This window comes from Lichenibacterium dinghuense, from assembly GCF_021730615.1.
GTDB lineage: Bacteria > Pseudomonadota > Alphaproteobacteria > Rhizobiales > Beijerinckiaceae > Lichenihabitans > Lichenihabitans dinghuensis.
The window spans coordinates 5,717,523-5,742,379 of the sequence record NZ_JAJLMN010000001.1; the positions used below are offsets into that span (position 1 = coordinate 5,717,523).

The following is a 24,857-nucleotide window of genomic DNA, read 5'->3' on the forward strand; positions in this document are numbered from 1 at the left end:
GGTCAGCCCTCAGGTTTTGTTCGTCAGGGCGTGCCAGCGGCGGGACAGGTCGAGCGAGCGGTTGAGCCCCCGCGTGACGGGGAGCTCGACCCACCGGTGCACCACCAGGGACAGCGCGATCGGCCCGACGAAGCACAGGCTTCCGTAGAGCTTCGGCGGGAGCGACGTGACGGGGACGAAGAGCTCGATCGTCCCGCCGAGGGCGCCGAAGAAGGCGTAATGGATGAGGTAGAGGGAATAGGACGCGTCGCCGAGCCGCTCCAGCGCCGACCGGATCCGGCCGGGGGCGGCGCGGCGATCGGGGCGCCACAGCACCGCGGCCGCCACCACGGCGCAGGCGGGCGGGCCCCACACGAATCCGCGATAGAGCAGCCAGACATCGACGGAATCGATCGTCAGCGCGAAGGTCGCGAGGCCGCCGACGGCCAGCGCGACGGCCGCCCAGAGCGGCAGGCGCCAGCCTCGGGCTTCCGCGACGGCGAGGCCGAGCCCGAGCACGAACTCCAGGATGTTCGTGTTCGTCCACCGGTCGAGCGGCCAGGGCAGCGCCGTCGCCAGGCCGAGGACCGCCATGGCGATCAGGCCGATCGTCAGGACCAGGAGGGCCCGCCTCCGCGCCAGCGGCAGCACGGCCGCGAAGCAGGCGTAGAACAGCATCTCGAAGTTCAGCGTCCACCCCTGCGGGTGGAGCGGGAAGTCGCCTCCGTCGGCATGCGGGTAGAACAGGAAGAGGTAGGAGGCGGCGAACCAGCTCCAGGTTTCCGGCGGGAGTGGCGAGGCGCGTGAGGCCCAGAGGAACTGCACCGCGAACAGCGTCGTGAGGAGCCAGTAGAGCGGGACGAGGCGAATGACGCGGCGCGCGAGGAACAGGGCCGGGGCGCCTGGGGCGCCGAAGGCTCCGGCCGTGGAATGCACCATCACGAAGCCGGAGACGACGAAGAACAGGTCGACCCCCGCGGAGCCCGCCCCGACGTCGGGGAACTGCCCCGGGAAGCCGCGATCCCCGAACTCGTTGCCGATGTGGTAGACCAGCACCATCACGGCGGCCACGCCGCGGAGGATCTGGACGTTCGACAGGTGGCTCGGTGCGGCGGGCACGGACGTGCGGGTCCGCGGCGAGGCGAGGGTCAAGGGCGTGCCGGCTCCGAGGTGCGACACGCCACCTTTAGCGCCGCGAGCTTGCGCCCGGCAAACCGACCCGACCCGCGTTGAGCGGCCCCGCGTCGCGCAGGACCGCGTGCTCGCCGTGTCAGAACGTGGGCATGCCGGCCGGGAGCGGGACGTCGCTGCGGTCCCCGCCGGGCACGACGGGCGGCACGGCCCAGCCCGGCGGGTCCGACACGTCGGCGCCAGGCCGCGGCCCGCCGCCGGGCACGTCGACCGAGTCCTCGCCTCCGACGGGCGGGAAGGCCGGCACGGCGCCGGGCACGGCGGGGTCAGCCGGATCGGCGGGATCGTCGACGGGCCTGGGCTTGTAGTCCGGGGGAAGATCGGTCGGCATGGGATGGCTCCGGCCGGCGCCTCCGCAGAGGCGCCTCGCCCCGTCAACGCGCGGTGCCGAGATCCGGTCCATGGCCGGGCAGCGCCGGACGGTCCAGCACTGAAGTTTCATGGAGGTCTCGCCCGCTCACCGCGTGACGACGAGGATGAACCATGGCGCACCCGTCAGGCTCAAGCGGGCCGGTCACCCCTGCTCTAAGCTGTTGTTTATGCTCATGTAGCACCGGATGTCGAGGAGGAACGTGTCACTACCTGTGATACCTCATCGGCCATGTCGGTTGAGGGGTCGTCCGCGAGCATCGAGTCGCTCTCGTTGCCCGCACTCTCGTTGGCTGTTGACGCTGTCGGGGCCTCGATTGGCTTGAACGTGAGCGGGTCAAGAAACTCTAGCTTGTCAGAGAAAACGTCCTTGACAAACTTGACTCCGCCGAACTCGCTGCCCGCTTTACGGACTATGGCACCGAGAAGGCGTGGACCTCGGACCATCGACCAAGTGTAACGCTGCTCGCCCGCTCCCTTGTTACCGGCGACGACGTTCTTCATGGTGGCTGCGTCCGAGCCGACGGGACCTACTGCCTGGAAGACTTTTCGTTCCAAATCGAATGTGAGCGCAACGAAGTCTTTCGGTGTTATGTTGTCGAGAGCTTTCATTTACTACTCCTTATTGTTCTAGATGCTGAAATCGACGACTTCGAGAAGAGCATACTACCGTCGTCCGAGCGGGCGTTCTGACCTACGCCTTTCACCGCCCTACGAGAGGAGGGCACCGCCAGTCCACATCGGTGCCACGAAGGAACACACCGACCGGCGAAGCCGAACAACAATGCTAGGGTTTACCCGAAACTGCGAACTGGGTGGTGGGGGTCAAAACCTCAGGGTCCCACGGTGCCGGATGGGACCCTAGAGCTATTTCCGATCAGGTTGGGTCGTAGGCATCGTAGCCAGCCGCGGCGAGGTAGTTGCGGCACTCGTCAGGAGTGAAGCGGGTAAAGGCTTCCCGGATGGCGACGCGCAGATCCGTGACGGTGCGGGCCGCCGCTGTGCGAAGCAAGGCCTTCAGCTTGGCGAAGGCGTTCTCGATAGGATTGAAGTCAGGGCTGTATGCCGGAAGGTAGAGCAAGCGAGCCCCCGCTGTTTCGATGGCCTCCCGCACGCCTTTCACCTTGTGAGCGCTCAGGTTGTCCATCACGACCGTGTCGCCGGGCTTGAGGGCCGGGATGAGGACGTCGGTGACGTAGGCCAGAAACCGCGCCCCGTTTGTGGCGCCGTCCATCAGTTCGATCGCAAAGGGACCGCTTCCCCGCAGGGCCGCCGTGACCGTGGTGGTCTTGTAGTGCCCGTGCGGCACCGCGATGCGGCAGCGCTCGCCACGCCTCGCCCGGCCATGGCGGCGGGTCATGTTGGTGGCCGCCGCTGTCTCATCGAGAAAGACGACCCGCTCGGGGTCCACGTCGAGTTGACCCTCGAACCAGTCCTCGCGCGCCTTCATCACGTCGGAACGGCTTTGCTCGGCGGCGTGCAGATCCCTTTTTTACGGCTGATCTTGTGGCGCACGAAGAAGCGGTGCAGCCCGCTCGTGCTCGTGCTGACACCCTTCTCGCGCAAGCTTTCACGCAGCTCGCGCAGGTACGCCTGCGGCTCCGCCTCGCACGCCTGCAGGATCATCTCCGCGTGGGCCTCGATGTTGCGGGAGCGCTGGTCTCCGCCCATCGGCTTGGCCGCGACCACGCCCTCGGCCCGGAAGCGGGCTTGCCAGCGGATCGCCGTCGCGATCCCGACACCGAAACGCTCGGCCGCCTGGCGGCAGGAGGAGCCCGCCTCGACAGCGGCCAGAACACGCTCGCGTAGGTCCACAGACAGGGCTCTTGGCATCAGGGGCATCCCGCAAAGGTTGCCCTCACCGAATCACAACCCGGCCGAACCCGCTACACCGTCCCGACTCAAACCGGACGGAAACAGCTCTAAACGTCCCTGCCCCGTCGCGTTTTCGTTTGCACCACATAGGCCTTTTTGGGGTTCGCCTTCGTCGGCCTTGGGAAGGTCGAGGCGGCCCGCGCGGTCTACATCATCCCCGGGAACGTAATGCCGGGAGATGGTCCCGGCCGTGCATTGGTGCAGCTGCCGGGGCTGAGAGGTCTGAAAAACCTCGTTAGGTCCCCTCATATTTCAGGCGGCCCAGGTTGCCAGCGACGCCTCCGCCTCCGCGGGGTTGTCCCTGATGCGGTAGACGGTCTGGCGGGACAGACCCGTGGCCGCGGAGATGACGGACGGGTTGGCGCCCTGCCCCAGCATGTCGCGCACCTGGGCCAGCGTGTCGGCCGTGAACGAGGGCTTGCGGCCGCGATACTTCTCGCCCGCGTTAGCCTTCGCATGGGCGATGCCAGCCCTCTGGGCGTCCTTCGTTGCCTCGGCCTGGGCCTGGGCGGTGGCGGACATGAAGGCAATGAGCGAGTCTCGCACGGCCATCTGAACGGGGTCTGTGGTGGCGCCATCGAAGACCATGCCGTTGATGACCGTGCGGACAACGACGCCACGGCGCATGAACTCGCGGATGGTGTCCGTCACGTCCTCATAGTTCCGGCCCAGGCGGTCCACCCAACGGACCACAAGGACATCGCCCCTGCGGAGCATGTCGAACAGCCTGCGGCCCTGGGGACGTTCCGCAAGGCGCGTGGTGACGCCAGACACGCCCTCATCGGCCACGACCTCATCGATGTGGAACCCGGCCGCTTCCGCTTGGGTGCGCTGGTGTCCGATGGTCTGTTCGGCCGTCGAGACGCGAGCGTAGAGGATGGTGGTCATGTCGGCCTCCATGTGTCCGCTGAGATGGTGTCCGCATCTAGCAGTGTCCGTTGGGCGAAGCCAACCCATACGGACGTCCTTTTCAGGCCAATCCCGACTGTCCTCATAGGTATACCCGTGCGGACATCAGAGAAGGTGATGAGTGCGGCTCGCGACTGACCCACGGCACCATGCGTGCCGGACCAGGGTGGCCGCTGTCGGCCGGAGCCCCCTTTAGGGGGAACGCCAGTCCCCGCCATGCCGCGGCGGCGCAGTCACCCGTCAGGGCCCAAGCCGGAGGCGAAGGGAGGCAGGGGAATCGCATTTGAAGTTCTGGGGTAGCGTGGTGGTGCCTTGAGTGGTTTGAGATGGCCGATGGAGGCCGTCGATGAACTTTGTGATCTCGATGCTTCGGGACGTTCCCGACCCGCGCACCGGCAACGCGACGCGTCACAGCCTTCTCGACGTGCTGACGATCGCGCTCGTGGCGTCGATCTGCGGCTGCGAAAGCTGCGTCGATTTCGCTGACTTTGCCGAGGACCGAGAAGATCTTTTCCGCGAGTTTCTGGAGCTGAGCAACGGTCTGCCGAGCCACGACACGTTCTCGCGGCTATTCCGTCTGCTCGACCCTGAAGCTTTGTCGCGCTGTTTTGGACGTTTTCTGGACCATGTCGGCACAGACGGGTCAGGCGTGTGCAGATTCCGACGAAGCCGGCCGGGTATTCCGATTTCAAGCCGGCCAGCATTCCAACATAAAGCCGGCCACCGTTCCGATCTGAAGGCGGCCACGGCGGCGGCGTCCCGCGGGTCGGGGTGGTAGATCGTCGAAGGGTCGTTTCGGGTCAAGCCGGCTGGTCGGCAGGGCGGTGCTTGCGCAGGCTGTCGCCGGACAGCTCGATCCGGTAGGCGTTGTGGATCAGGCGATCGAGCACGGCGTCGGCCAAGGTCGGGATGGCGATCATCTCGTACCAGCGGTCGACCGGCACCTGGCTGGTGATCAGCACCGAGCCGGCGTCGTAGCGGTCCTCCACGATTTCCAGGAGATCGCGCGCCTGCTCGGCGCTGAGAGGCTCGGGGCCCCAGTCGTCGAGGATCAGCAGCCTGGCACGCGCGAGCTGCTTAAGGATCTTGGCGTAGCGGCCGTCGCCCCGTGCCAGGCCGAGCGCCGCGAACAGGCGTGGCACGCGGTAGTACAGGACCGACAGGTCCTCCCGGCAGGCCTTCTGGCCGAGCGCGCAGGCGAGCCAGCTTTTGCCGACACCGCACGGCCCGGTGATCACCAGGTTGCGCCGGCCGCGGATCCAGTCGCAGCCGGACAGCTTGAGGAACAGGGCGCGGTCGAGGCCGCGGTGGGCGCGGTAGTCGACGTCCTCGACGCTGGCGGGATGGCGCAGGTGGGCGGCACGGGCGCGGGTCTCGAAGCGCTTCTGCTCGCGCAAGGTCTTCTCGTGCTCGAGGATGATGCCGAGCCACTCGGCATGCGTCAGCGTCTGCGCTTCCGGGTTTCCGTCCAGGGTCTTGTAGCCCTGCGCCATGCCATGAAGGCCAAGGCCGTGCAGGAGTTCGAGGGTGGGATGAGCAAGCATCTTCAAGTCTCCTGTCAGTGGAAGTAACCTGCGCCGCGCAGGTTCGGGTGATCGATGATCTTTGTCGTCTCTGTTTTCCGGGCTGTCTTGTCGAGGTTGTTGGCGATGATGGAAGCGATGCTCTTGTAGGTGAAAGCACCGTTGGCCGTGGCGCGCGCCGAGATGGCTTCCGCCCTGGCCGGGGCGAGGCCGCGATACAGGCGCAGCACTCCCAGGCAGGTGCGGAAGCCCTGCTCGGGATGAGGGCGCCCGTGCAGGATGGCGATGACGAGTCCCTCGGTTTCGGGGCCGATCTCCCGCCCCCAGCGCTCGAAGCGGGCCGGCGTCCATTCCGCGTAACGGCGATGGGCGCTCGGCATGTGCGCGGCATCGGTGCCGTGCCGGGCGCCGCCGTAACGCCGGTCGTGGGCGGCCACGCGCTGGCCGCGGTGGAGCACCTCGACGGTTCGGTCCGTCAGGCGCACGTCCACCTGCTCGCGGATCAGGGCGTGGGGCACCGAGTACAGGAAGCCGGCGGCCTCGACGTGGTAGTCGAGGTTGACCCGTGCCAGGCGCCACTCGGCGAAGGCGTAGGGCGTCGCCGGCAGGGGCAGCAGGGCAGCCCGCTCCACGGCCTCGAACAGCGCTCGGCGCGTGGTGCCGAGGCGGCGCATGGGATGGGCGTCGATGCGCTCCACCATGGCCGCGATGGCGGCGTTGCACTCGGCCAGCGAGAAGAACGTCTGGGCCCGCAGGCGCCCGAGAATGTAGCTCTGGGCGAAGCGGACGCCGTTCTCCACCTTGGCCTTGTCGCGCGGCTTCCTCGGCCGGGCCGGCAGCACGCCGATGCCGTAGTGCTCGGCCATGGCGCCGTAGGAGCGGTTGATCTCCGGATCGTAGAAGGACGCCTTGTTGACCCCGCTCTTGAGGTTGTCGGGCACCACGAGGCGCGGCACGCCGCCCAGAAAGCCGAACAGGCGCACGTGGGCGCCGATCCAGTCCGGCAGCGCCTGGGTCCACGTGGCCTCGGCATAAGTGAGGCTGGAGGCGCCCAGCACGGCCACGAAGATCTCGGCCTGCCTCACCACGCCGGTGGCGGGATCGACGATGGGCACGCGCTTGCCGGAGTAGTCGACGAACACCTTGTCGCCGGCGGCATGGTGCTGGCGCATGACTGGCATGACGCGGCGTTCGAACTCCCTGTAAAGATCGCAGAAGCGCGAGTATCCGTAGCCGCCTGGCTCCGTTCCGCGGTACTCCTCCCAAAGCACCATCAGGTTGACGCCGGGCCGGCGCATCTCGCGGACCATGGACGGCCAGTCGGGCTCGACCCGACGTCTGACGCCCTGCTTCACGCCGACGCGATTGAACAGCCGCTGTTCGAGGATGACGTCGGTGATCCCTTCATCGATCGGCCAAGCCAGGCCCGCAGCGGACACGCGGGCGAGGTTGTCCTGGACGGTAGACCGCGCGATGCCGAGCGTTCGGCCGATCTCGCGGGCGCTCACCCCGTCACGGGCGAGCCGGAGCATGTGTCGAATCTGTCGCATCGTCAGCTCTCTCCTGGCCGGCATCCCGATCTCCTCGCGTTGGGGCGAGGCAGGGTGTCGCGGTTGCTGACCTGCGGGGACGCTCTTGCCGGATCAGGGTGGCCGGCTTCATCTCGGAACGGTGGCCGGCATCAAATCGGAACGGCGACCGGCTTCATCTCGGAATCAGTGGCCGGCTTCAGTCGGAATCCGCAGGCGTGCTGGCCGTGGACGGCAAAACGCTGCGACGTTCCTTTGACCGGGCGGCCGGCGCCTCTCCGCTGCACGTCGTCACGGCCTTTGCGGCCGACGCGCGGCTCGTGCTGGGTCATCGCGCGATGGCGGCGGGCGAGAACGAGATCGTGGCGGCCCGCGCCCTTCTGGGCTGCCTGGATCTCGGCGGCACGCTGGTGACAGCCGACGCGATCCACTGCCAGCGCGACACGGCCGCGGCCGTGCTGGAGCGGGGCGGCGACTATCTGTTCTCGCTCAAGGCCAACAGCCCCGCCATGTTGGCCGATGTCGAAGCCTTCTTTGCCGCGCCCGACACGCGGAACGCGCTGAACTGGCACAAGACGGTGGATGCCGACCACGGACGCATCGAGCGGCGGCGTCACGCGACCACGCAGGATGTGTCCTGGCTGTTTTCCGACCGGCGCTATGCGGGCGAACCCGCCATGCCGGGCCTGACCACCGTCGCCGTGGTGGACAGCACTGTGGAACGCGACAGACAGACGAGCCGCTCGCGACGCTACTATCTGTCCTCGGCGTGCCTTGCGCCCGAGCGTTTCGCCGCTGCCGTACGGGCGCATTGGAGCATCGAGAACAGCCAGCACTGGGTGCTGGACACGACCTTCGACGAGGACCGCGCACGCAACCGCAAGGACAACGGCCCGGAAAATCTCGCCGTGCTGCGTCGCTTGGCCCTCAACGTCCTGCGCACGGCGAGGCCGGACATCTCGATCAAGCGTAAACGCAAAAGGGCCGGATGGTCCGACGCCTTCGCACGATCCATCCTCGCCCAAATACGATAGCCCTGACATGGGGATTTATCCCGGTTGTCGGAGTCGGTTACATCTCCGCAGGTGCCCCCCTGCGTGTCTTTCGCTTCTGCTCGGGCGTTCGACGAAGCGCTCGCGACGACCACCGCGCCCTCGCCCGCTGTCGCGACCTCGGTCGACGAACCACGGCGGCGGCGCTTCACGACCGCACAGAGCGCCTTCATGCCATCGATCCTGGCCGTGGTGTAGGCTACGACACGGGTCTCGTCTCCCCCTACTGTCGGTGCGTCCTGGCGACTCCTATGGCCATGGCGCACCCTGTCCTCAATGTGGATCACGCCATTGCCACGATGGAGCACCTTATCGCGAGTTGCGCGGCGAAAGGCGGCGAAGGAGCCGAGCGGCCGAAGGAGCTGCGAGCGCGGCAAGTTCCAAAGCTCAACAACAGCATCGATAGGCCATTCTGGCATACTGCGATAATCAATAACTCCAGACATTATATATTTGTTGAGAGCGCCGGGCTTTCTTATTTACTCGGGTTCCTGCCAGGCATTCGCAAAACGCTTGACCATAACTTTCCAAGCGTCTGGCGCATCCCCGTCCAACATCGTCCACAGAACATGCGCATGTAGATCCCACATGCTATATTTTTTGTCGAACCGGACATGGATGGCGACCAGAAGTGGAGCTACTTTGCGGGCGGTGACAAGGCGTCCCAGTTCCCGCCCTAAGGTTTTCGAGAAGGCTCGGAGGTCTTCGCTAAGCCTACCAAGAGGTGTCTTGCCCGTCTTGGGACGAAGACGGATGTGGCGGAGACCGGAGAGATCGGCGCCGTGCTGCACGAAGGCGTCGAAGGTGAGCGCGCCCTGGACAGCACGCGCGTGCCCGCATTGGAAAGACGCCCATCGCTCGCGGCACTGGTCGAGAGCGATTTCTCTATCGGTCCCGACCACCCGCAGTCGCGTCTCGACAGGCGGGCGCGCGTCGATGCCTGCCGCGGCGAGCACGGCCACGGTCTGCCGGTCGAGGTCGCGCCGAGCGCCGGATGACAGCGGCGGCCGAGGGACGCGGCCTTCCGAAGAGACTCCGTCCCTTTCATGCCGAGGAACAGATTGGGCGTTCTGACGAGGAAGCACGGGCGACAGCGGAGGTACGACCCGGACGGCGTCCGGGTGTTACCGACGGTCCGCGATTCCCGAGCATGAGTCCATGAACCATACCGCGGCATGCGGATCTGGTTCAAACCGATCTCAAACCGCCGACGGTGCAGACGTCTGGTTTGAGATCGGGAAAGAGGCGTGAGGCAGCCTCCGTTGTCGTCAACTTTCCTTCTTAACGCTGGGCCGCCCCCGGGTGCGACGCCCCGCGGCGAGAGCGTCGAAGTCGAGTCCCATGAAAACCTCGGGTTCGATCTCGACGGGGAGAGGTTCCGTAGCCAGTTGACGGCAGGCCTCCGCGCTCAGAGCACGATGGCCGTACTTGTCGTGATCGTTGTTGAGCTCGTGACCGGCCTGGAGACGCCGCGTCCGGTCCTGTACGTTGGCATCCCGCATGTCCTTAATGGCGTCGCCACGAAGGCTGTTAAAGACATCAGCCTGGCGCCCCGCCGCACCGCAGCTGCGCATGAGCTTGTTCATGACCCTGGAAGCTTCCTTCGAGGGATCGGGGTAGGTGTGAGCTTTCGCAAATAGGAATTCCTCTTGCTTCATCGCCCATTCGACAAACCCGATCTTCGACAAGAAGTCGTGCAGGACGAAGTAGGTCATGGATTCGTCAGTTTTGTGAGGCACGCGCTCCCACCGACCGTCTTTAAGGACGATCCCTCCGGTCTGAGCGATTACAACCCCGTGCTTTTTGCGGATGTCGCCTCCTCGAAGGTAAAGGAGCAGACTAAGAGCCTTCTCTGATTGGGGCTCTGGAGGTCAAGCGCTCCTGTCAGGTTTTTTGTCCCGTTCCCGCGGGTCACACGCTTCTCTTCGCGGTCGGCGTTTCGCCGCCGCATGATGGGGTCAGTCCGGCTCGGTCCCTCGATCTGTTTCACGACCTCGCGACGTCGCCGCGGGCTCAAGACTCTCAACGAGGTGGCCTTACCGATCGTCCCCACGGGAACGGTCCACATCACCCTTTCAGGTGAAGCTCGTGCGGGTGGCGGCCCGCGGTGTCCTCCGAGCGTCAGGCAACTACGGTGGCGGGCGCGGTGGTCGGCCCGGTGCCGAACCGAAAGTCGGTACCGTCGCTCCACATCCGGTGCAGGACCACGGCCAGCTTTCGGGCTACGGCAACGCGCGCCCGCGCCATGCCGCGATGCTTGGCGATCGTCATGCCCCAGGCCCGCAGGCTGGACCATTTCTGGCTGCGCACGAGCAACGCGTTAGCGGCCTCGTACAGGGCCGTTCGCGCCAGTTCGTCGCCGCATCGGCTGATCTTGCCCTGAATGTCGGTCTCGCCCGACTGGTAGCGCGAGGGCGTCAGGCCGAGATGGGCACCGACGTCGCGCGAATGGCCGAACCGATCGGGTCGGTCGATCGTGGCGCGAAACGCCAGGGCGGTGATCGGGCCGACGCCGGGTGCGCTCATCAGCCGCCGACAGATCTTTTCCTCGCGCACGATCTTCAGCACCTGTTTTGTCAATCGGGCGAGCTGCTGGATCATCGTCGACAGTACAGTGAGCAACGGCTCCACCATTGCCAGCAACGCTGTGTCGTCCGAGCAGAGTTCGCGCACACGCTTGTCGAAGGCCGCCCGGCTCGGCGTGCCGACCTTCAGCCCGGCTTCCCGAAGCATGGCCCGAACGACGTTCTCGATCGACCGCATCTCGTTCAGCACCGTGCGGCGTGCGACCAGCAGCGAGCGCCACAGCCGGCACTGCTGCGACTTGACGTGCACCTGCCGGAACCAGCCGGTGCGCATGATCTGCGCCAGGGCACGCGCGTCGTTGCGGTCGGTCTTGTTGGGCATGGTCTTCATGGCGGCGTTGGCCTGCCGTGTCTCGATGCAGACCGCCGCCAGCCCCGCCGCGCGCAGGCCCTCGTGCAGCCAAGCCGTCAACGAGCAGGCTTCGAGGCCGATCCGCTCGATCGGCAGCTTCAAGCCCTGCAGGGCCGCAACCAGCGGCCCTGGCGCGCTCGCGGCGCGCAGCTCCTTCACGATCCGACCCGCGTCATCGACCACGCAGATCGCGGTCTCTTCCAGGGACACGTCCAGTCCGGCATAGTACGTCATGGTTGCTCCTGTCGCGATGCTTGTGGCCGCTCGACACGGACCACGTTGAACCATCCGGGCAGGAGCAGCCACCGTTGGGCCTGGGCTGGAGCCCCAATCACCCCATCTGTTTGACCTTTCTTTGATCGGTTTGCGTTGTCGTTTCTGGTGGAGGCGACGATGTGGACTGCCGAGGCTCGGGATCGCTACAAGGATGACGGTCGGCGCTATTCGAGAGATCTGACAGACAGCGAGTGGGCAACACTTGCGCCGATGATGGGCGTGTACAGGACGCTGACCGCTGACCTGCGCGAGATCGTCAACGCCTGCTTGTATCTGGAGAAGGCCGGCTGTCCATGGCGTTTTCTGCCCAGGGAGTTCGGTCCGTGGCAGACCGTGCGCTCCTGGCACGACCGCTTCCGCGCCGACGGCGTGTGGGCCGACATCGCAGCCGTGCTGACGCGCGCCGAGCGGGCTCGCCGCGGACGCGACCCCGAACCCGCGACGGCGATCATGGACTCGCAAAGCGTCGCGTCAGGGCCGCAGGCGGGAGAGCGCGGCGTGGACGGCAACAAAAAGGTGAAGGGCATCAAGCGTCACGTGCTGACCTGCTCGCTCGGCTTCGTGCTCGCCACGTCGGTGACGGCCGCCAACGTGCACGACACGGCCGCCGCGGCAGAGTTGCTGGACCGCGCCGCTGCCGAGGGCTGGACGCCTCGACGCGTCAAGGTCGACGGCATCTACAGCGGTGCCCGCATGGCGCAGGCCGCCGCACCTCACGGCATCGAGGTTCAGGTCTCTACGCGCGAGCGGGACGTGAAAGGCTTCAAGCCCTTGCCCGTGCGATGGCGCATCGAGGGCACCTTCGGCACCCTGACCAACCGCTATCATCGCCTCACGCGCAACCTGGAACAGAGCACCACGGCAGCCGAAGATGCCGTCAGCATCGCCAACCGCCACCGCCTGATCCGAGCCTATAACAGCTAAGACAGGTCAAACAGGCTCTGAGACGACGACTCGTGAGCACGGACAGTAGGGGTAACATCGCGGTGTCAAGCATTCCCGCTGCCACACCCTTCCTAAAAACCTTGCGGAGTACATCACCGTCGACTCCCTCTCTGGGCGTCGAGGCTTTCAGGACTGAGAGCCAGATAATCTTCACGCCCGCAAAAGGGTCTCTATAGCTGTATTCCGTCATACCATAGCGCATCATCGTTCTGATGTTCGCGACATAACCATCGCAGAGCGTCTTTTTAGCGAGGGGGCTCTTGAGACAAATCACGGTTAGCATTGAGGACTTGCTGTATGGTTTTGTCCTTCATCGCGGCGCGCTTGGTATTATTTGCGGGCCAAAATTTCATCTCATTGACATAGTGCTGGAGGTCGCGCGGAAAATACGCATTGACCGGGCGGTCGCCACAGAGGTCGATGAACGTCCTCCGTCGCATGCGAAGGTACTTGATGTCAGGGTGGTCTTCACGCGTCGCGCCGATGCGCGTGGTGATGTATTCTGAAGACACCTGACCGAAGGTGGGCATGGCTCCGCTACCGAGCATCACGCTCATGGGGCCCTCCGCAGCCGTCGGAACATGCCGTGGCCTCACGGAAGGTACGGCTCCAAGGGCCGCGAGGCCCGTAGTCGGATCCGACATGAACCGGAGCACGTCGGAGCAGGCGGCACGGGACATCGAGTCGGCGTGGTCGACGACGAACTTGTTGCCGCCCTCCCCTTTGGCGACTTCAGTGTCGACCAACTGGAGCGTGGAGAGGGCCCCCTGGAAGCCGCGCGCGATGTCGAACGCTTCCGAAGGTTCTGCGAGAGCCCGGCCGATGGCCGCCTGACAGGCGGCGACCACTTGCGCAACGAGGTCGGCCTCGGGGCCGGTCAGAGAAGGATCCTGCATCAGATCGGCGTCGCTCCGCATCGTTCGAACGATGGCGCAGACCGCTCGACAGAGTGTCGCCAAACGCTGCGCCAGCCTCTCCGCATCACGGCGAGGCCGTGATCCGAGTGACGCACGAACGGTAACCCGAATCGGACGAATGCAAGAACCCTGCGCAACCTGACCGGGCGGAAGTCGAATCTGAAATCGCCATGCCGAGGGATCACCAGTCAGATAACGGGGCATGCGGGAGGAAAGTCCCCCTTCGCCCCGACGCCGCCGAACGGTCGTCAAGGCTGGTACATTGATTGGTACATCGGCCAGTTCGGCCATGGTGAAACCCCTATGGAAGGGGGCGGTCACCAAGGAGGGAGGAGCGCCGAAGCTGCCAATTTAATTGGCGGAGAGGGAGGGACTCTCCGCCCAGCGGACATTATTCAGGAAGGGCAACGACTTAGTCGAACGCTACTGTCGCGGTCTGTATCACCATCCTGCATCAACGCGCAAGCCGTGTGGATTGCCTTCCCTGGCCCGCGGACCACGGCGTACGCCCAGGCGATGCGGCCCCCTCAGCAGCCCGGCCCGGGACGGTCGGACGGCTCCGGGAACCACGTTGGGCGGACGGTCAGGGATTCGAACCACGACGGATCTCTCCCGAGGTCCGGGCAGTCGTCTTCTCGCTGCCCGACCATGTCCGGAACGCGCGCCTCGCGCGGCAGCACCGTTGCGATGGCCACCAAGCCCTGCGCGGAGGTAAGAGGTACGACGACGTGCCGGGGGTTCGAGCGACGATGGCGACAAGGGGTGAGCGCGCCGTGCTGCGCGGCGGCGGGGCCTTGGGCGACCGCATCCGGTCCTTCGACTGGGCGACGACGCCCCTGGGCGCGGTGGAGTCCTGGCCCTCGCCGCTGAAGACGCTGGTCCGCGTCATGCTGGCGGCCAAGCAGCCCATGTTCGTCGCCTGGGGGCCGGACCTGACGATGCTGTACAACGACGGCTACGTCGACCTGCTCGGCAGCAAGCACCCCGGCGCGCTCGGGGCCCCGTTCTTTCGGGTCTGGGCGGAGATCCGCGACGACATCCAGCCCCTGGTGGATCAGGTCTATGCCGGCGAGCCCGTGCACATGGACGACATCGCGCTCCTGGTGGACCGCGAGGGCCGGACACCCGAGGCCCACTTCGCCTTCTCCTACACCCCGGTGTACGACGACGACGACGACGGCGAGGTCAGGGGCTTCTTCTGCCCGTGTGCCGAGACCACCGAGCAGGTCCTGACCGAACGTCGCCAGGGGTTCCGCCTGGCGCTGGAGGAAAGCCTGCGAGGCCTGGAAGACCCCGAGGCCATCGTCGGCACCGCCGTGAACGCCTTGGGACGATACCTCGGGGTCAGCCGCGTCGGCTACGGCGAGGTGCAGCCGGACGGGACCAGCGTGGTCCTGACGACCGGGTTCACCGATGGCGTCGCCTCCATTGAGGGGACGTTCCCGCTCCGCGACTTCGGCGAGGCCTCGATAGCCCGACAGCGCGGGGGCGGGACAAGCCACAGCGACGACGTGCTGGCGGACCCGGCCTTCGAGGCCGCCCCATGGACGGCCATCGACACCCGGGCCTTCGTGTCGGTGCCGATGATGCGGGACGGCGACTTGGCGGCCAGCCTGTTCATCAACCAGCGCGAGCCCCGCCGCTGGACCGCCGACGAGGTGGCCCTGGTCGAGGGCGTCGCGGCGCGGGTGTGGGACGCGGTCGAGCGGGCGCGGGCCGAGCGGGCCCTGCGCGACAGCGAGGCCCACCTCAGCGGCATCTTCCAGCAGACCGGCGCCGGCTTCGCGGAGCTGGACACAGACGGAGGGTTCCTGTCCGTCAACGGCCGCTTCTGCGCCATGGCGGGGCGCAAGCCGGAGGAACTGCTGCGCCTGCGCATGCGCGACATCACACACCCGGACGACCGGGCCGTGAGCGAGGCCGCCCTGCGGCAGGCCGCCGTCGCGGGCGAACCCGCCACCGTCGAGAAGCGCCTGGTGCGGCCGGACGGCACGACGCTGTGGGTCGCCAACACGAAGAGCGCCATCGCGGCGGTGGCCGGGCGCCGCACGGTGCTCGTCGTCGCCATCGACATCGAGGAGCGCAAGGCGGCCGAACGGGCGCTGGCCGACGCCAAGCTCGCGGCCGAGGAAGCCAACGTCGCCAAGTCGACGTTCATCGCCAACATGAGCCACGAGCTGCGCACGCCGCTCTCCGCCATCATCGGCTATTCGGAGATGATGCTGGAGGAGATCGAGGACGGCGCGGAGTCGGCGGACCTCGCCTCCGACATGCGCAAGATCGAGGGCAACGCCCGCCACCTGCTCGGCCTCATCAACGACGTGCTCGACCTCAGCAAGGTCGAGAGCGGCAAGATGGAGGTCTACGCCGAGGAGTTCGACCTCGCCGCCGCCGTGCGCGAGGTGGCCGACACCGTGCAGACCCTGGTCGGCAAGAAGGGGAACAGCCTCCGCCTCGACCTCGCGCCGGACCTCGGCAACATGCATTCCGACCTGACCAAGGTCAGGCAGATGCTGCTCAATCTCCTGGGTAACGCCGCCAAGTTCACCGAGGGCGGGACCATCACCCTGTCGGCCGCGCGCGAGGTTGGGGAAGCGGGGCCTGTCGTGTGCCTCCGCGTGTCCGACACGGGCATCGGCATGACGCCGGAGCAGTTGGACAAGCTGTTCCAGCGCTTCCAGCAGGCCGACAGCTCGACCACGCGGCGGTTCGGCGGCACGGGTCTCGGCCTCTCGCTGACCAAGGCCTTCGCCGACATGCTGAACGGCAGCGTGTCGGTCGAGAGCACGGAAGGCAAGGGCACCAGCTTCACCCTCAGGCTGCCCTCGACCCACGTCGAGGCCGGGATGGACGATACCATCCTCCTTGCCGACGAGGTGCGGGCGGGGGACGACGCCGGCGAGGACGCGAGCCTGGACCTCGTCCTGGTCATCGACGACGACCCGGACCAGCGCATCCTGATGACACGCTTCCTCAAGCGGGAGGGCTTCCGGGTCCAGGTCGCCCCGGACGGTCGCAGGGGGCTCGAACTCGCGCGCTCGCTCCGCCCCCGCGCCATCCTGCTCGACGTGATGATGCCCGGCATCGACGGATGGTCGGTGCTGAGCATCCTTAAGGCGGACGCGGACGTGGCCGACATCCCGGTCGTGATGGTGACGTCGGTCGAGCAGCGCGGCCTGGCCGCGGCGCTGGGCGCCACCGGCTACGTGCAGAAGCCGGTGCGCTGGGACCGCTTCAAGGCCATCATGGACCGCTTCCGCCCGCCCGAGGAGCGGGTGCTCGTCATCGACGACGACGCCGACACGCGGGAGCGGCTGAGGGCGTTCCTGGAGAAGGACGGTTGGCGCGTCTCCGAGGCGGAGAACGGGCAGGACGGCCTCGACAAGGTGGAGGCGGCCCGGCCCGGGGTGATCCTGCTCGACCTGACCATGCCGGTGATGGACGGGTTCACCTTCCTGCGGCACCTCCGGACCCGCGGCGACGGGAGCGAAATCCCGGTGGTGGTGCTCACGGCCCTGGACCTGACGCGCGAGGACCGGCGCCGGTTGGCCGGAGCCAACCAGATCCTGCACAAGGGCGACGTCAGCCTGCGGTCCATCGCGGAGCGCCTGCACCGCCTCGTCGCGCAGGGCTGAACCGCACGCACGTCCGGCGCAGCCCGTACGCCGGGCTGCGCCAGATCGGCCGTCAGGCCACCATGGGACCGCCCGGCACGTTCGGGACATTGGGCTCGTTCCCGGGCACGCCGGGCATCCCGACGCCGGGGTCGATCACGTCGGGCTGGGTCACCGGATCCTCGACCGGCGTCGGCACGTCAGGCACCTCGGGCGGGTTCGGCGAGGTGCCCGGCATCGGGAAGGGCTCTGCCGGCTCGGGGCCGGTCGGGGTCGGTCCTGGCATGCTCATCGTCGCGTCTCCCCCTCACATCGCGGATGGTCGCGCCGATGTAACGGTCGAACAACCCGATGGGTGCCGACCCCACGCCTTCCGCATGGCGCAGGCCGGCCCGACGCTCGCGACGGGTGAACCTCGCCCGTCCGATGCCGCCTCAGATCTCGACCGCGGGCGGCGGCCCCGGCGGTGCGCTCTCCGGCACGGGCGCGTGCGGCTCGACGACCGGCTGCGTCGGCAGCTCGCCACCGACCCTGCCACGGACGAGGTCGTGGATGAACCCGAGCTTGGCGATGATCGCGGGGTTCAGCACGAAGGGGTAGAGGTCGCCGAGGCCCATGGACCGGTTCAGGCTGTTGAAGGCGAAGGTGAGCGGCAGCCACGCCTCGACCAGCGGCGCGATGCTGTCGGCCTGCTCGGGGCGGAAGTTCACCCTCGCCGCCAGCGCGTCGCCCTGGGCGACGTCGCGTGGGTGGATCGTCACCCCGAACGCCCCGGCCGTGTCGAGCGTGTCCACGATGTGGAGGTAGTGGGCGAAGGTCTCCGCGAAGTCCTCCCACGGGTGCGTGGTGGCGTAGGCGCTGACGAAGCGCTCGCGCCAGCCCGCGGGTGGCCCCTCGCGGTAGTGCCGCTTCAGCGCGTCCTTGTAGCTCGCGCGCTCGTCGCCAAAGATCGCCCGGCACGGCCCCAGGGCCGGGGTACCCCGCACCAGGCGGTCCCAATAGTAGTGCGCGACCTCGTGCCGGAAGTGACCGAGCAGGGTGCGGTACGGCTCCCGCAGCGCCTTGCGCCGCCGCTCGCGCTCAGCGTCGTCGGCCTCGGCGAGAGCGATGGTGATCCGGCCCTTGCTGTGGCCGGTCATCACCTTGGGCCCGGTCGCTGGATCCGACCTGAACTCGAAGACGAGGCCCCGCTCGGGATCCTCCTCGCGCGACACGATGGGCAGCCCCAGCTCGACCAGCGTGTAGAACAGCCTGTGCTTGGCGGCCTCCATCAAGCGCCACAGGTCGAGGTTGCCCGGCTTCGACAGGTTGGGGATGGTGTTGTTGTGGCGGCACGCGAGGCAAAGGCCGTCGCCCTCGCCCGGCGCGAGCAGCCAGTTGCAGGCATCGTGCCGCGCGTTGGCGCAGAGGACGAAGGTGCGCGCGGCGTCGCCCGCCACCTGCCAAGCCTGCGCCGCTCCCGCCCCGACCGGCACGATGGCATGCAGGTCCCGGTCCTCGGGAACGTAGCCCAACCGGCTGCCACAGCCCTCGCAGCGCGTGTTCTCGAAGTGGAGCGTCTGGCCGCAAACCTGACAATCGAAGAGTTTCATGGTGGGCGGAAATCCGGGATCGGCCCCTCACGCCGAGCAAGACGCGTTCCCGTCCGGGCACGGGCATGGACGCAGGGCGACGGCCCCTCCCCCGGCGGTCCCGGACCCCGGAAACAAAGAGGCCGCCTGCCTCGCGGCAAGCGGCCCAAGTCTAGGGAGGAAACGCCCAATGAAGGGCATGCGCCCGAAGGCGCAACGACAAGCTATGCTGCACCGCAGCAGGGCGCCACCCGGTCGCGTGCATGGCTCCATCCCACCCACGCGCATCCCGGCGTCGGCCCAGTCGGCCCGGCAGGCGGCTGTCCTACCGGTCGGTCCGAGCACACCTGATGCGGCTTCGTCCATCGTAGCCCGAGCAGGCCATCGCGAGGTCGGCCTTGCGGGTCAGCGACCACGCGGGCCTGCAGCGGGCACCCTCGGCCGTGACGGTCGGTCCCGGATCCCGTGCGGCCTGGACGATCTCGCCGAAACACGCGGGTGGCGGCCCAGGCGTACGCCTTGACGCAAGTACCTCCGACACTCGTCCAACGGCCCCGCGTCGGAGTTACCCCCGGCTTCCCGGGCGTCCTCGCGCCCCGTGGCCAGGAGCGTGATCCTTGACGACGGCACATGACGACGCGACGCGGACACCGGCCGGGGATGCCGACCCGGGGAGGATCAGGGCCGCGCTGGCGGGCGCCGGACCGGGCACGGACCCGTTCGCCGTCGCGGTCCGGGCCACAAACATGCCCATCGCCATCTCCGACCCGCGGCAGCCCGACAACCCCGTCGTCTTCGTCAACGACGCCTTCTGCGCCATGTCCGGCTATGAGGCCGCCGAGATCCTCGGGCGGAACTGCCGCTTCCTGCAGGGCGCCGACACGGACCCCGAGACCGTGCGCCGCGTGAGGCTCGCGCTCGCCGCCGGCGAGCCCGTCGAGGCCGACCTGAGGAACTACCGCAAGGACGGGCAGGCGTTCTGGAACCGGCTCATGGTCGAGCCCGTGCGGGATGCGGAGGGCAAGGTCTCGTTCTTCGTCGCGAGCCAGGTCGACGTCACCCTCGAACGAGCCCGCATGGCCGGGCTGGAGAACCGCAACGCCGACCTGGTCGGCGAACTCGGTCGCCAGCTCGCGGCCCTGAAGGACAGCGAAAGCCGGCTCAGGCTTGCCACCGAGGCCGGTCGCCTGGGCATCTGGGAACTCGACCTGCGCGACCGCGCGCTGACGACCTCGGCGTCCGTCAGGACAATGTTCGGACACGACCCGGAGGCGGACTTCCACTACGGCCACCTCACCGCGGCCATCCACCCCGACGACGTGGGGCGCATGGAGTCCGCGGTCGCGGCCAGCGTCGCCTCGGGGTCCGACTACGACATCGAGTACCGCGTCAGGGGGGCCCGGGGACGGCCCGCATGGGTCCAGGTCCGCGGCCAGGTGTTGCGCGGGGAGGACGGCTCTCCCGTGCGGCTGACCGGGACCGTGATCGACGTGACGGAGCGCAAGGCGGCCGAGCTGCGCAACGAGGTCCTGGTCACGCTCGACGACACGTTCCGGACCCTGGACGAGCCATCCGACCTCGCCTTTGCGGCCGCCGAGATGCTGGGGCGCACCTTGGGCGTCAGCCGCGCCGGCTACGGAACCATCGACAGCGCCGCCGAGACGATCACCATCGAGCGGGACTGGAACGCACCGGGCATCCGCACCATCGCCGGCACGCTGCGGTTCCGGGACTACGGAACCTACATCGACGACCTCAAGCGGGGCGAGACCGTGGTCTGCGCCGACGCCTACCTGGACCCGCGAACGGCGCCGCGGGCGGACGCCCTGAAGGCGATCAGCGCACAGTCGTTCATCAACATGCCGGTGACCGAGGGGTCCGGCTTCGTCGCCCTCCTCTACCTCAACCACGAGCACGCGCGCACGTGGGCTCCCGAGGACCTTTCCTTGGTGCGCGAGGTCGCCCAGCGGACGCGCATGGCGGTCCAGCGCCGCCAGGCGGAGAAGGATCTCCGTGACTTCGCCGGCACGCTGGAGGCGCAGGTGGCCGCGCGCACGCGGGAGCTGATGGAGACGGAGGCGGCCCTCCGGCACTCGCAGAAGTTGGAGACCGTGGGCCAGCTCACCGGCGGCGTTGCCCACGACTTCAACAATCTCCTCACGGTGCTCCGGTCGTCCGTCGACCTGCTGAGGCGTCCCAACCTCGCCGAGGAGCGTCGGCGCCGCTACCTCGACGCCATCTCGGACACGGTCGACCGCGCCGCCAAGCTGACCAGCCAGCTCCTGTCCTTCGCCCGGCGGCAGGCGCTCAAGCCGGAGACCTTCGACGCCAAGGACCGCGTCCGATCCATCGCCGACATGCTGGACAGCGTCACCGGCGCCCGCGTGCGCATTGTCGTCGACGTCGCCGACGAGCCCTGCCACGTCCGCGCCGACGCCAGCCAGTTCGAGACCGCGTTGGTCAACATGGCGGTGAACGCGCGCGACGCCATGGACGGCGAGGGCACCCTCACGTTGCGCGTCCACGACGGCGGCCCGCTCCCGCCCATCCGCGGGCACGGGGGCAGCGAGGGCGCCTTCGTGGCCGTGTCGCTGACCGACACGGGCGCGGGCATCGCGCCCGAACGCCTGCCGCACATCTTCGAGCCGTTCTTCACCACCAAGGGCGTCGGCAAGGGCACCGGCCTCGGGCTCAGCCAGGCGTTCGGCTTCGCCAAGCAGTCGGGGGGCGACATCGACGTCGCGAGCACGCCGGGACGGGGCACCACCTTCACGCTCTACCTGCCCCATGTGGTCCCGGACGAGGCGGGAACGGGCTCGGCCAGGCACAAGGCCGTGCCCGCCGGCGGTGGCCGTCGCGTGCTCGTTGTGGAGGACAACGTCGACATCGGGCGTTTCGCGACGCAGATCCTGGATGACATCGGCTACCAGAGCGACTGGGCCGCCAACGCCGACGAGGCGCTGGCACGCCTATCCGCGTCACCGTTCGACGTCGTGTTCTCGGACGTGGTCATGCCGGGGATGAACGGGGTCGACCTCGCCCGGGAGATCCGCCGCCGCCACCCCGACCTGCCCGTGGTGCTGACCTCGGGTTACAGCCACGTCCTGGCCGAGGAGGGCCCGCACGGCTTCGACCTGCTGCACAAGCCGTACTCGGCCGAGCAGCTCTCGGCGGCCCTGCGCCGTGCCACGGCATCCTGAACCTGGACCGGGGCGGCGCGACCGTTCGGCGGTGTCCTGGCTGCGGCGTCAGGACACCATGCGACGCATTGCGTCGGCGACCCGCGACCGGTCGTACGGCTTGCCGAAGAACACCCCGCTCACGGGCAGCTCGCGCGACTGCGGACGGCGCCGGCCCGAGGTGACGATGATCCCCACGGGTGGCCAGCGGTCCCGGATGACGTGCGCCAGCCTCAGGCCATCCGCGCCATCCGCGAGGTCGATGTCGGTGAACACGAGACGGATGTCGTCGCGGGTTTCCAGGAGCCGCACGGCATCGTCCGCCCCGCGCGCCTCCAAGGCCTCGAACCCGGCCTCCTCGACGAGGTCCACCGCCATGAGGCGGAGGATGGGCTGGTCCTCGATGACGAGCACCACGGGCCTCGCCTTCCACGCTTCGCCCATGCCCGGTCCCTCACGCGCCCTGCAACCGTGCCAGGGGCGCGCGCATGGTGGCCTCGAACCCCGACCGGGGATAACGCAGGTCGACGTCCCCGGCTCCCGCCAGACCCAGGCGGATGAGCCGTGAGCCGAAGCCCGTGCGCCCGGGTTGCGCCGGGGTGACAGGGGGCGGCCCGCCCCGCTCCGCCCAGTCCAGCACGACGGAACGGTCCTCGCCCTCCCCCTCCAGGCGCCAAGCGACCGCGACGCTCCCCGTGGGAGTGGACAGCCCCCCGTACTTGGCGGCGTTGGTGGCCAGCTCGTGCAGCAGCAGCGAGATCGAGAGCGTCGCACGGGGCCCCAGGTCGAGGTCCGGTCCGGATGCGGTGACCCGGTCGCCGTGGCCGGTCGCATGGACGACGGCGGCGACCACGCCCGCGAACGGGGCGCCCGTCCAGGTCTTCTGCAGGAGCACGTCGTGTGCGGCCGACAGCGCGTGGACGCGCTGCTCGAACGCCTTCACCGGCGCCCTGTCCGGCACGCCCCGCAGGGTCTGCGTCGCGATGGACTGCACCATCGCCAGGGTGTTCTTCAGCCGGTGGGCGATCTCCTCGTTGAGGAGGCGCTGGTCCTCCTCGGCCCGTACGCGGGCCACGCCCGCCTCCAACCGGTCGGCGACGTTGCGGAGGAAGATGAGCGTCTCCGGCGTCCAGGCGTGGGGCTTGTCGTCCTGGACGATGAACACCGCGACCGTGCGCCCTCGGTCCCGGACCGGGACGTTGACCAGGGCGCCGATGCCGAGGTCGAGCATGGGGTCGGGGTCGTCCCGGGTGCGTGCATCGGTGCGCACGTCGTGGATCACCAACGGTTCCCCCCGCCGCAGGTGCCCGCGGATGTCGCCGAAGTCCGCGAAACGGTGGCGCCCGGCGATGCTGGTCACCCCGGGCGCGTTCCAGCCGGGCTCGATGTCGACGTGCGTGATGTCGGGGTCGACGCGCCCGAACCCGACGCGGGTGGCCCCCAACGTCCTGCCCACGATCTCCGAGGCCGCGCGGATCATCTCGGGGACGGTCGTGATCTCGCTGAGGCGGTCGCCGAGGGCGAGCTGGGCGGTCCGCCGGGCCTCGGCGTGGATACGGTCGGTGACTTCGAGGAACAACGCCGCGAAGCGCCCGGAGCCTACGGAGAACGCCCGGCCCTCATACCATCGGTCGAGGGTCCCGACCTTGCGCAGGAACGCCACCGGCTCGCCCGTCTCGACGACGCGGACGAACTCGTCAACCCACTCGTCCTCGATGCCCGGGAACACCTCGCGGACCGTACGGCCCTTGGCGCAACGGGCGTCGACGCCCACGAGGTTGCCCCAGGCCTGGTTGACCTCGACGTACCTCCAGTCCGTGGCATGGCCCGCATCGTCACGCACGACCTCGCCGACGACGAACCCCTCGCTGAGACGCTCGAACAGGCTGCGCCAATAGGCCCCCGTCTCGGCCAGCGCCTCCTCGCCGTCGAGCCTCTCGTGGACGCTGGTCACCATCCGGGCGAGCGTCTCGAAGAACGCCACCGTCTCGGCGTTGAACGCAGCACCCTTCGCCGAGGCGAATGCGAGCACTCCGTTCAGTCCGTTGCGGCTGACCAGGGGAAAGCCCGCGTAGGCATTCAGCCCGAGGTCCCGCAGGACGGCATGGTGCGGGTCCGCCGCGTCCTGCAGGCCGGAGAGGAGGATCGGGCGGCGGGTCTCGGCGACGAGACCGCAGGGTGGCGCACCAAACGGCAGGCGAGCGTACCGCGACCGCGTCTCGGTCGATGCGCCGACAGCGTGGCTGAGGCGCAGATGTCGTCCATCGGGCCCCACGTCGTAGAGATGGGCCCAGTCGAACCCGAGCACGTCGGCAGCGTCGAGGAGGATGGGGACCAAAGCCGCCGCAGGGTCCGTCGCGACGAGCAGCGCGGCCGATGCTTGCGCGAGAACGTCGAGCCTCCGCGCACGGCGGAGTTCGTCACCCTGTTTGTCGATCAGACGGTCACGCTCGGAGACCGCGCGCCGCAGCTCCAACTGGTCTACCACCTGCGCCGCCAGGATGCGCAGGTCCTCGGCTTGCTCGGGGGTGAGGCCGCCGGGACGGGGTACGGTGTCGATGACGCAGAGGGAGCCGAGCACCTGACCGTCCGGCATGCGCAGCGGCGCGCCCGCGTAGAAGCGGATGAAAGGGTCCCCGGTGACGAGCGGGTTCCCCGCAGTGCGTGGGTCAACGGCGAGGTCCGGGATGACGAGGAGGTCGGGTTCGGCCAGGGCGAACTTGCAGACCGAACGGTCGAGGTCGGTCTCGCAGTGCGGGAAGTCGACGCGCGCCTTGAACCATTGCCGGTCCGCGGCGACGAAGCTGACGAGGCCGACCGGCGTCTGGCAGAGCCGGGTGGCGAGGCGCACGATGCCGTCGAAGGCCGGGTCGGGCGGGGTGTCGAGGATGCCGAGGTCATCGAGGGCGGCGAGCCGCGGCCCTGGATCCAGGGGATCGTCCGGCGTGGTGTGGATGTTCACGCCGCCCTCCGCGAAGCCGTGCCTTCCAT

General features: G+C 68.1%; 19 protein-coding genes and 1 pseudogene. 6 read left to right on the forward strand and 14 right to left on the reverse strand.

All coding sequences use genetic code 11. The annotated features are described in order from the left end of the window. Window positions 1-9: 9 nt before the first annotated feature. The 5 genes from L7N97_RS27490 to L7N97_RS27510 all read right to left on the reverse strand — a co-directional run bounded on the left by L7N97_RS27490 (window position 10) and on the right by L7N97_RS27510 (window position 4,302). Window positions 10-1,098 carry an acyltransferase family protein gene (locus L7N97_RS27490; protein WP_237481786.1) on the reverse strand — a complete coding sequence of 363 codons (1,089 nt, stop codon included), beginning with the start codon at window positions 1,096-1,098 and terminating at the stop codon, window positions 10-12. A gap of 151 nt (window positions 1,099-1,249) precedes the next feature. After that, entirely contained in the window at window positions 1,250-1,501 is a 252-nt protein-coding gene (locus L7N97_RS27495; protein WP_237481788.1) for a hypothetical protein, read from the reverse strand. Between the two features lie 212 nt (window positions 1,502-1,713). Then, window positions 1,714-2,151: a hypothetical protein gene (locus L7N97_RS27500; RefSeq protein ID WP_237481790.1), complete on the reverse strand. Its 438-nt coding sequence runs from the start codon at window positions 2,149-2,151 to the stop codon at window positions 1,714-1,716. 265 nt (window positions 2,152-2,416) lie between these two features. After that, window positions 2,417-3,372 (reverse strand): IS630 family transposase gene (locus tag L7N97_RS27505; RefSeq protein ID WP_237481792.1). Its coding sequence is split into 2 segments (ribosomal slippage): window positions 2,417-3,033 and window positions 3,033-3,372, totalling 957 coding nucleotides; the frame shifts between segments, so codons are not numbered across the junction. Window positions 3,373-3,666: 294 nt separating this feature from the next. Further along, window positions 3,667-4,302, reverse strand: coding sequence for a recombinase family protein (locus L7N97_RS27510; RefSeq protein WP_237481794.1), 636 nt, complete (start codon window positions 4,300-4,302; stop codon window positions 3,667-3,669). A gap of 367 nt (window positions 4,303-4,669) precedes the next feature. On the opposite strand from L7N97_RS27510, the pseudogene L7N97_RS27515 reads away from it, so the two are divergent. Further along, a pseudogene (locus tag L7N97_RS27515) lies at window positions 4,670-4,975 on the forward strand (ISAs1 family transposase); the annotation flags it as partial. 148 nt (window positions 4,976-5,123) lie between these two features. Here L7N97_RS27515 and istB read toward each other — a convergent pair. Continuing rightward, entirely contained in the window at window positions 5,124-5,867 is a 744-nt protein-coding gene (istB, locus tag L7N97_RS27520) for an IS21-like element helper ATPase IstB (RefSeq protein WP_237481796.1), read from the reverse strand. Between the two features lie 14 nt (window positions 5,868-5,881). Then, window positions 5,882-7,396, reverse strand: a complete 1,515-nt coding sequence (gene istA, locus L7N97_RS27525) for an IS21 family transposase (protein ID WP_237481799.1) — start codon at window positions 7,394-7,396, stop codon at window positions 5,882-5,884. A gap of 98 nt (window positions 7,397-7,494) precedes the next feature. Between istA and L7N97_RS27530 the strand changes: the two genes are divergently transcribed. Further along, complete coding sequence (locus L7N97_RS27530) at window positions 7,495-8,409, forward strand: ISAs1 family transposase (RefSeq protein ID WP_309242858.1); 915 nt, start codon at window positions 7,495-7,497, stop codon at window positions 8,407-8,409. Between the two features lie 773 nt (window positions 8,410-9,182). Continuing rightward, on the forward strand, window positions 9,183-9,425 hold the full coding sequence (locus tag L7N97_RS27535; RefSeq protein WP_237481804.1) for a hypothetical protein: 243 nt from the start codon (window positions 9,183-9,185) through the stop codon (window positions 9,423-9,425). 270 nt (window positions 9,426-9,695) lie between these two features. On the opposite strand, the gene L7N97_RS27540 is transcribed toward L7N97_RS27535, so the two are convergent. Both L7N97_RS27540 and L7N97_RS27545 read right to left on the reverse strand, forming a co-directional pair. After that, window positions 9,696-10,142, reverse strand: coding sequence for a site-specific integrase (locus tag L7N97_RS27540; RefSeq protein ID WP_237481806.1), 447 nt, complete (start codon window positions 10,140-10,142; stop codon window positions 9,696-9,698). 406 nt (window positions 10,143-10,548) lie between these two features. Beyond that, on the reverse strand, window positions 10,549-11,598 hold the full coding sequence (locus tag L7N97_RS27545) for an IS110 family RNA-guided transposase (RefSeq protein WP_237477084.1): 1,050 nt from the start codon (window positions 11,596-11,598) through the stop codon (window positions 10,549-10,551). 159 nt (window positions 11,599-11,757) lie between these two features. Here L7N97_RS27545 and L7N97_RS27550 point away from each other — a divergent pair, with 159 nt between their 5' ends. Next, entirely contained in the window at window positions 11,758-12,564 is an 807-nt protein-coding gene (locus L7N97_RS27550; protein WP_237481808.1) for an IS5 family transposase, read from the forward strand. Between the two features lie 266 nt (window positions 12,565-12,830). Here the strand turns inward: L7N97_RS27550 and L7N97_RS27555 are convergent, their stop codons facing one another. Then, the gene (locus tag L7N97_RS27555) at window positions 12,831-13,502 is read right to left on the reverse strand and encodes a hypothetical protein (protein ID WP_237481809.1); all 672 of its coding nucleotides are present in this window, start codon (window positions 13,500-13,502) and stop codon (window positions 12,831-12,833) included. Between the two features lie 749 nt (window positions 13,503-14,251). Between L7N97_RS27555 and L7N97_RS27560 the strand changes: the two genes are divergently transcribed. Further along, a complete protein-coding gene (locus tag L7N97_RS27560; RefSeq protein ID WP_237481810.1) occupies window positions 14,252-17,137 on the forward strand; it encodes a response regulator in 2,886 nt (961 codons plus the stop codon). A gap of 52 nt (window positions 17,138-17,189) precedes the next feature. Here L7N97_RS27560 and L7N97_RS27565 read toward each other — a convergent pair whose 3' ends face one another. Then, on the reverse strand, window positions 17,190-17,408 hold the full coding sequence (locus L7N97_RS27565; RefSeq protein ID WP_237481812.1) for a hypothetical protein: 219 nt from the start codon (window positions 17,406-17,408) through the stop codon (window positions 17,190-17,192). Between the two features lie 142 nt (window positions 17,409-17,550). Then, window positions 17,551-18,708, reverse strand: coding sequence for a zinc-binding metallopeptidase family protein (locus tag L7N97_RS27570; RefSeq protein ID WP_237481814.1), 1,158 nt, complete (start codon window positions 18,706-18,708; stop codon window positions 17,551-17,553). Between the two features lie 596 nt (window positions 18,709-19,304). Here L7N97_RS27570 and L7N97_RS27575 point away from each other — a divergent pair. Continuing rightward, window positions 19,305-21,887 (forward strand): PAS domain-containing protein, encoded by a 2,583-nt coding sequence (locus tag L7N97_RS27575; RefSeq protein WP_342398951.1) that lies wholly within the window; start codon window positions 19,305-19,307, stop codon window positions 21,885-21,887. Window positions 21,888-21,935: 48 nt separating this feature from the next. On the opposite strand, the gene L7N97_RS27580 is transcribed toward L7N97_RS27575, so the two are convergent. Together L7N97_RS27580 and L7N97_RS27585 are read right to left on the reverse strand one after the other, a co-directional pair. Next, window positions 21,936-22,283, reverse strand: a complete 348-nt coding sequence (locus L7N97_RS27580) for a response regulator (RefSeq protein WP_309242859.1) — start codon at window positions 22,281-22,283, stop codon at window positions 21,936-21,938. 37 nt (window positions 22,284-22,320) lie between these two features. After that, complete coding sequence (locus L7N97_RS27585) at window positions 22,321-24,828, reverse strand: GAF domain-containing protein (protein ID WP_342398952.1); 2,508 nt, start codon at window positions 24,826-24,828, stop codon at window positions 22,321-22,323. Window positions 24,829-24,857: the final 29 nt, after the last annotated feature.

Coding starts and splice junctions, on each gene's coding strand:
- L7N97_RS27495 (WP_237481788.1), bottom strand. CDS start 1,501: ATGCCGACCGATCTTCCCCCGGACTACAAGCCCAGGCCCGTCGACGAT.
- L7N97_RS27500 (WP_237481790.1), bottom strand. CDS start 2,151: ATGAAAGCTCTCGACAACATAACACCGAAAGACTTCGTTGCGCTCACA.
- L7N97_RS27510 (WP_237481794.1), bottom strand. CDS start 4,302: ATGACCACCATCCTCTACGCTCGCGTCTCGACGGCCGAACAGACCATC.
- istB (WP_237481796.1), bottom strand. CDS start 5,867: ATGCTTGCTCATCCCACCCTCGAACTCCTGCACGGCCTTGGCCTTCAT.
- istA (WP_237481799.1), bottom strand. CDS start 7,396: ATGCGACAGATTCGACACATGCTCCGGCTCGCCCGTGACGGGGTGAGC.
- L7N97_RS27540 (WP_237481806.1), bottom strand. CDS start 10,142: ATGACCTACTTCGTCCTGCACGACTTCTTGTCGAAGATCGGGTTTGTC.
- L7N97_RS27545 (WP_237477084.1), bottom strand. CDS start 11,598: ATGACGTACTATGCCGGACTGGACGTGTCCCTGGAAGAGACCGCGATC.
- L7N97_RS27550 (WP_237481808.1), top strand. CDS start 11,758: ATGTGGACTGCCGAGGCTCGGGATCGCTACAAGGATGACGGTCGGCGC.
- L7N97_RS27555 (WP_237481809.1), bottom strand. CDS start 13,502: ATGCGGAGCGACGCCGATCTGATGCAGGATCCTTCTCTGACCGGCCCC.
- L7N97_RS27560 (WP_237481810.1), top strand. CDS start 14,252: ATGGCGACAAGGGGTGAGCGCGCCGTGCTGCGCGGCGGCGGGGCCTTG.
- L7N97_RS27565 (WP_237481812.1), bottom strand. CDS start 17,408: ATGAGCATGCCAGGACCGACCCCGACCGGCCCCGAGCCGGCAGAGCCC.
- L7N97_RS27570 (WP_237481814.1), bottom strand. CDS start 18,708: ATGAAACTCTTCGATTGTCAGGTTTGCGGCCAGACGCTCCACTTCGAG.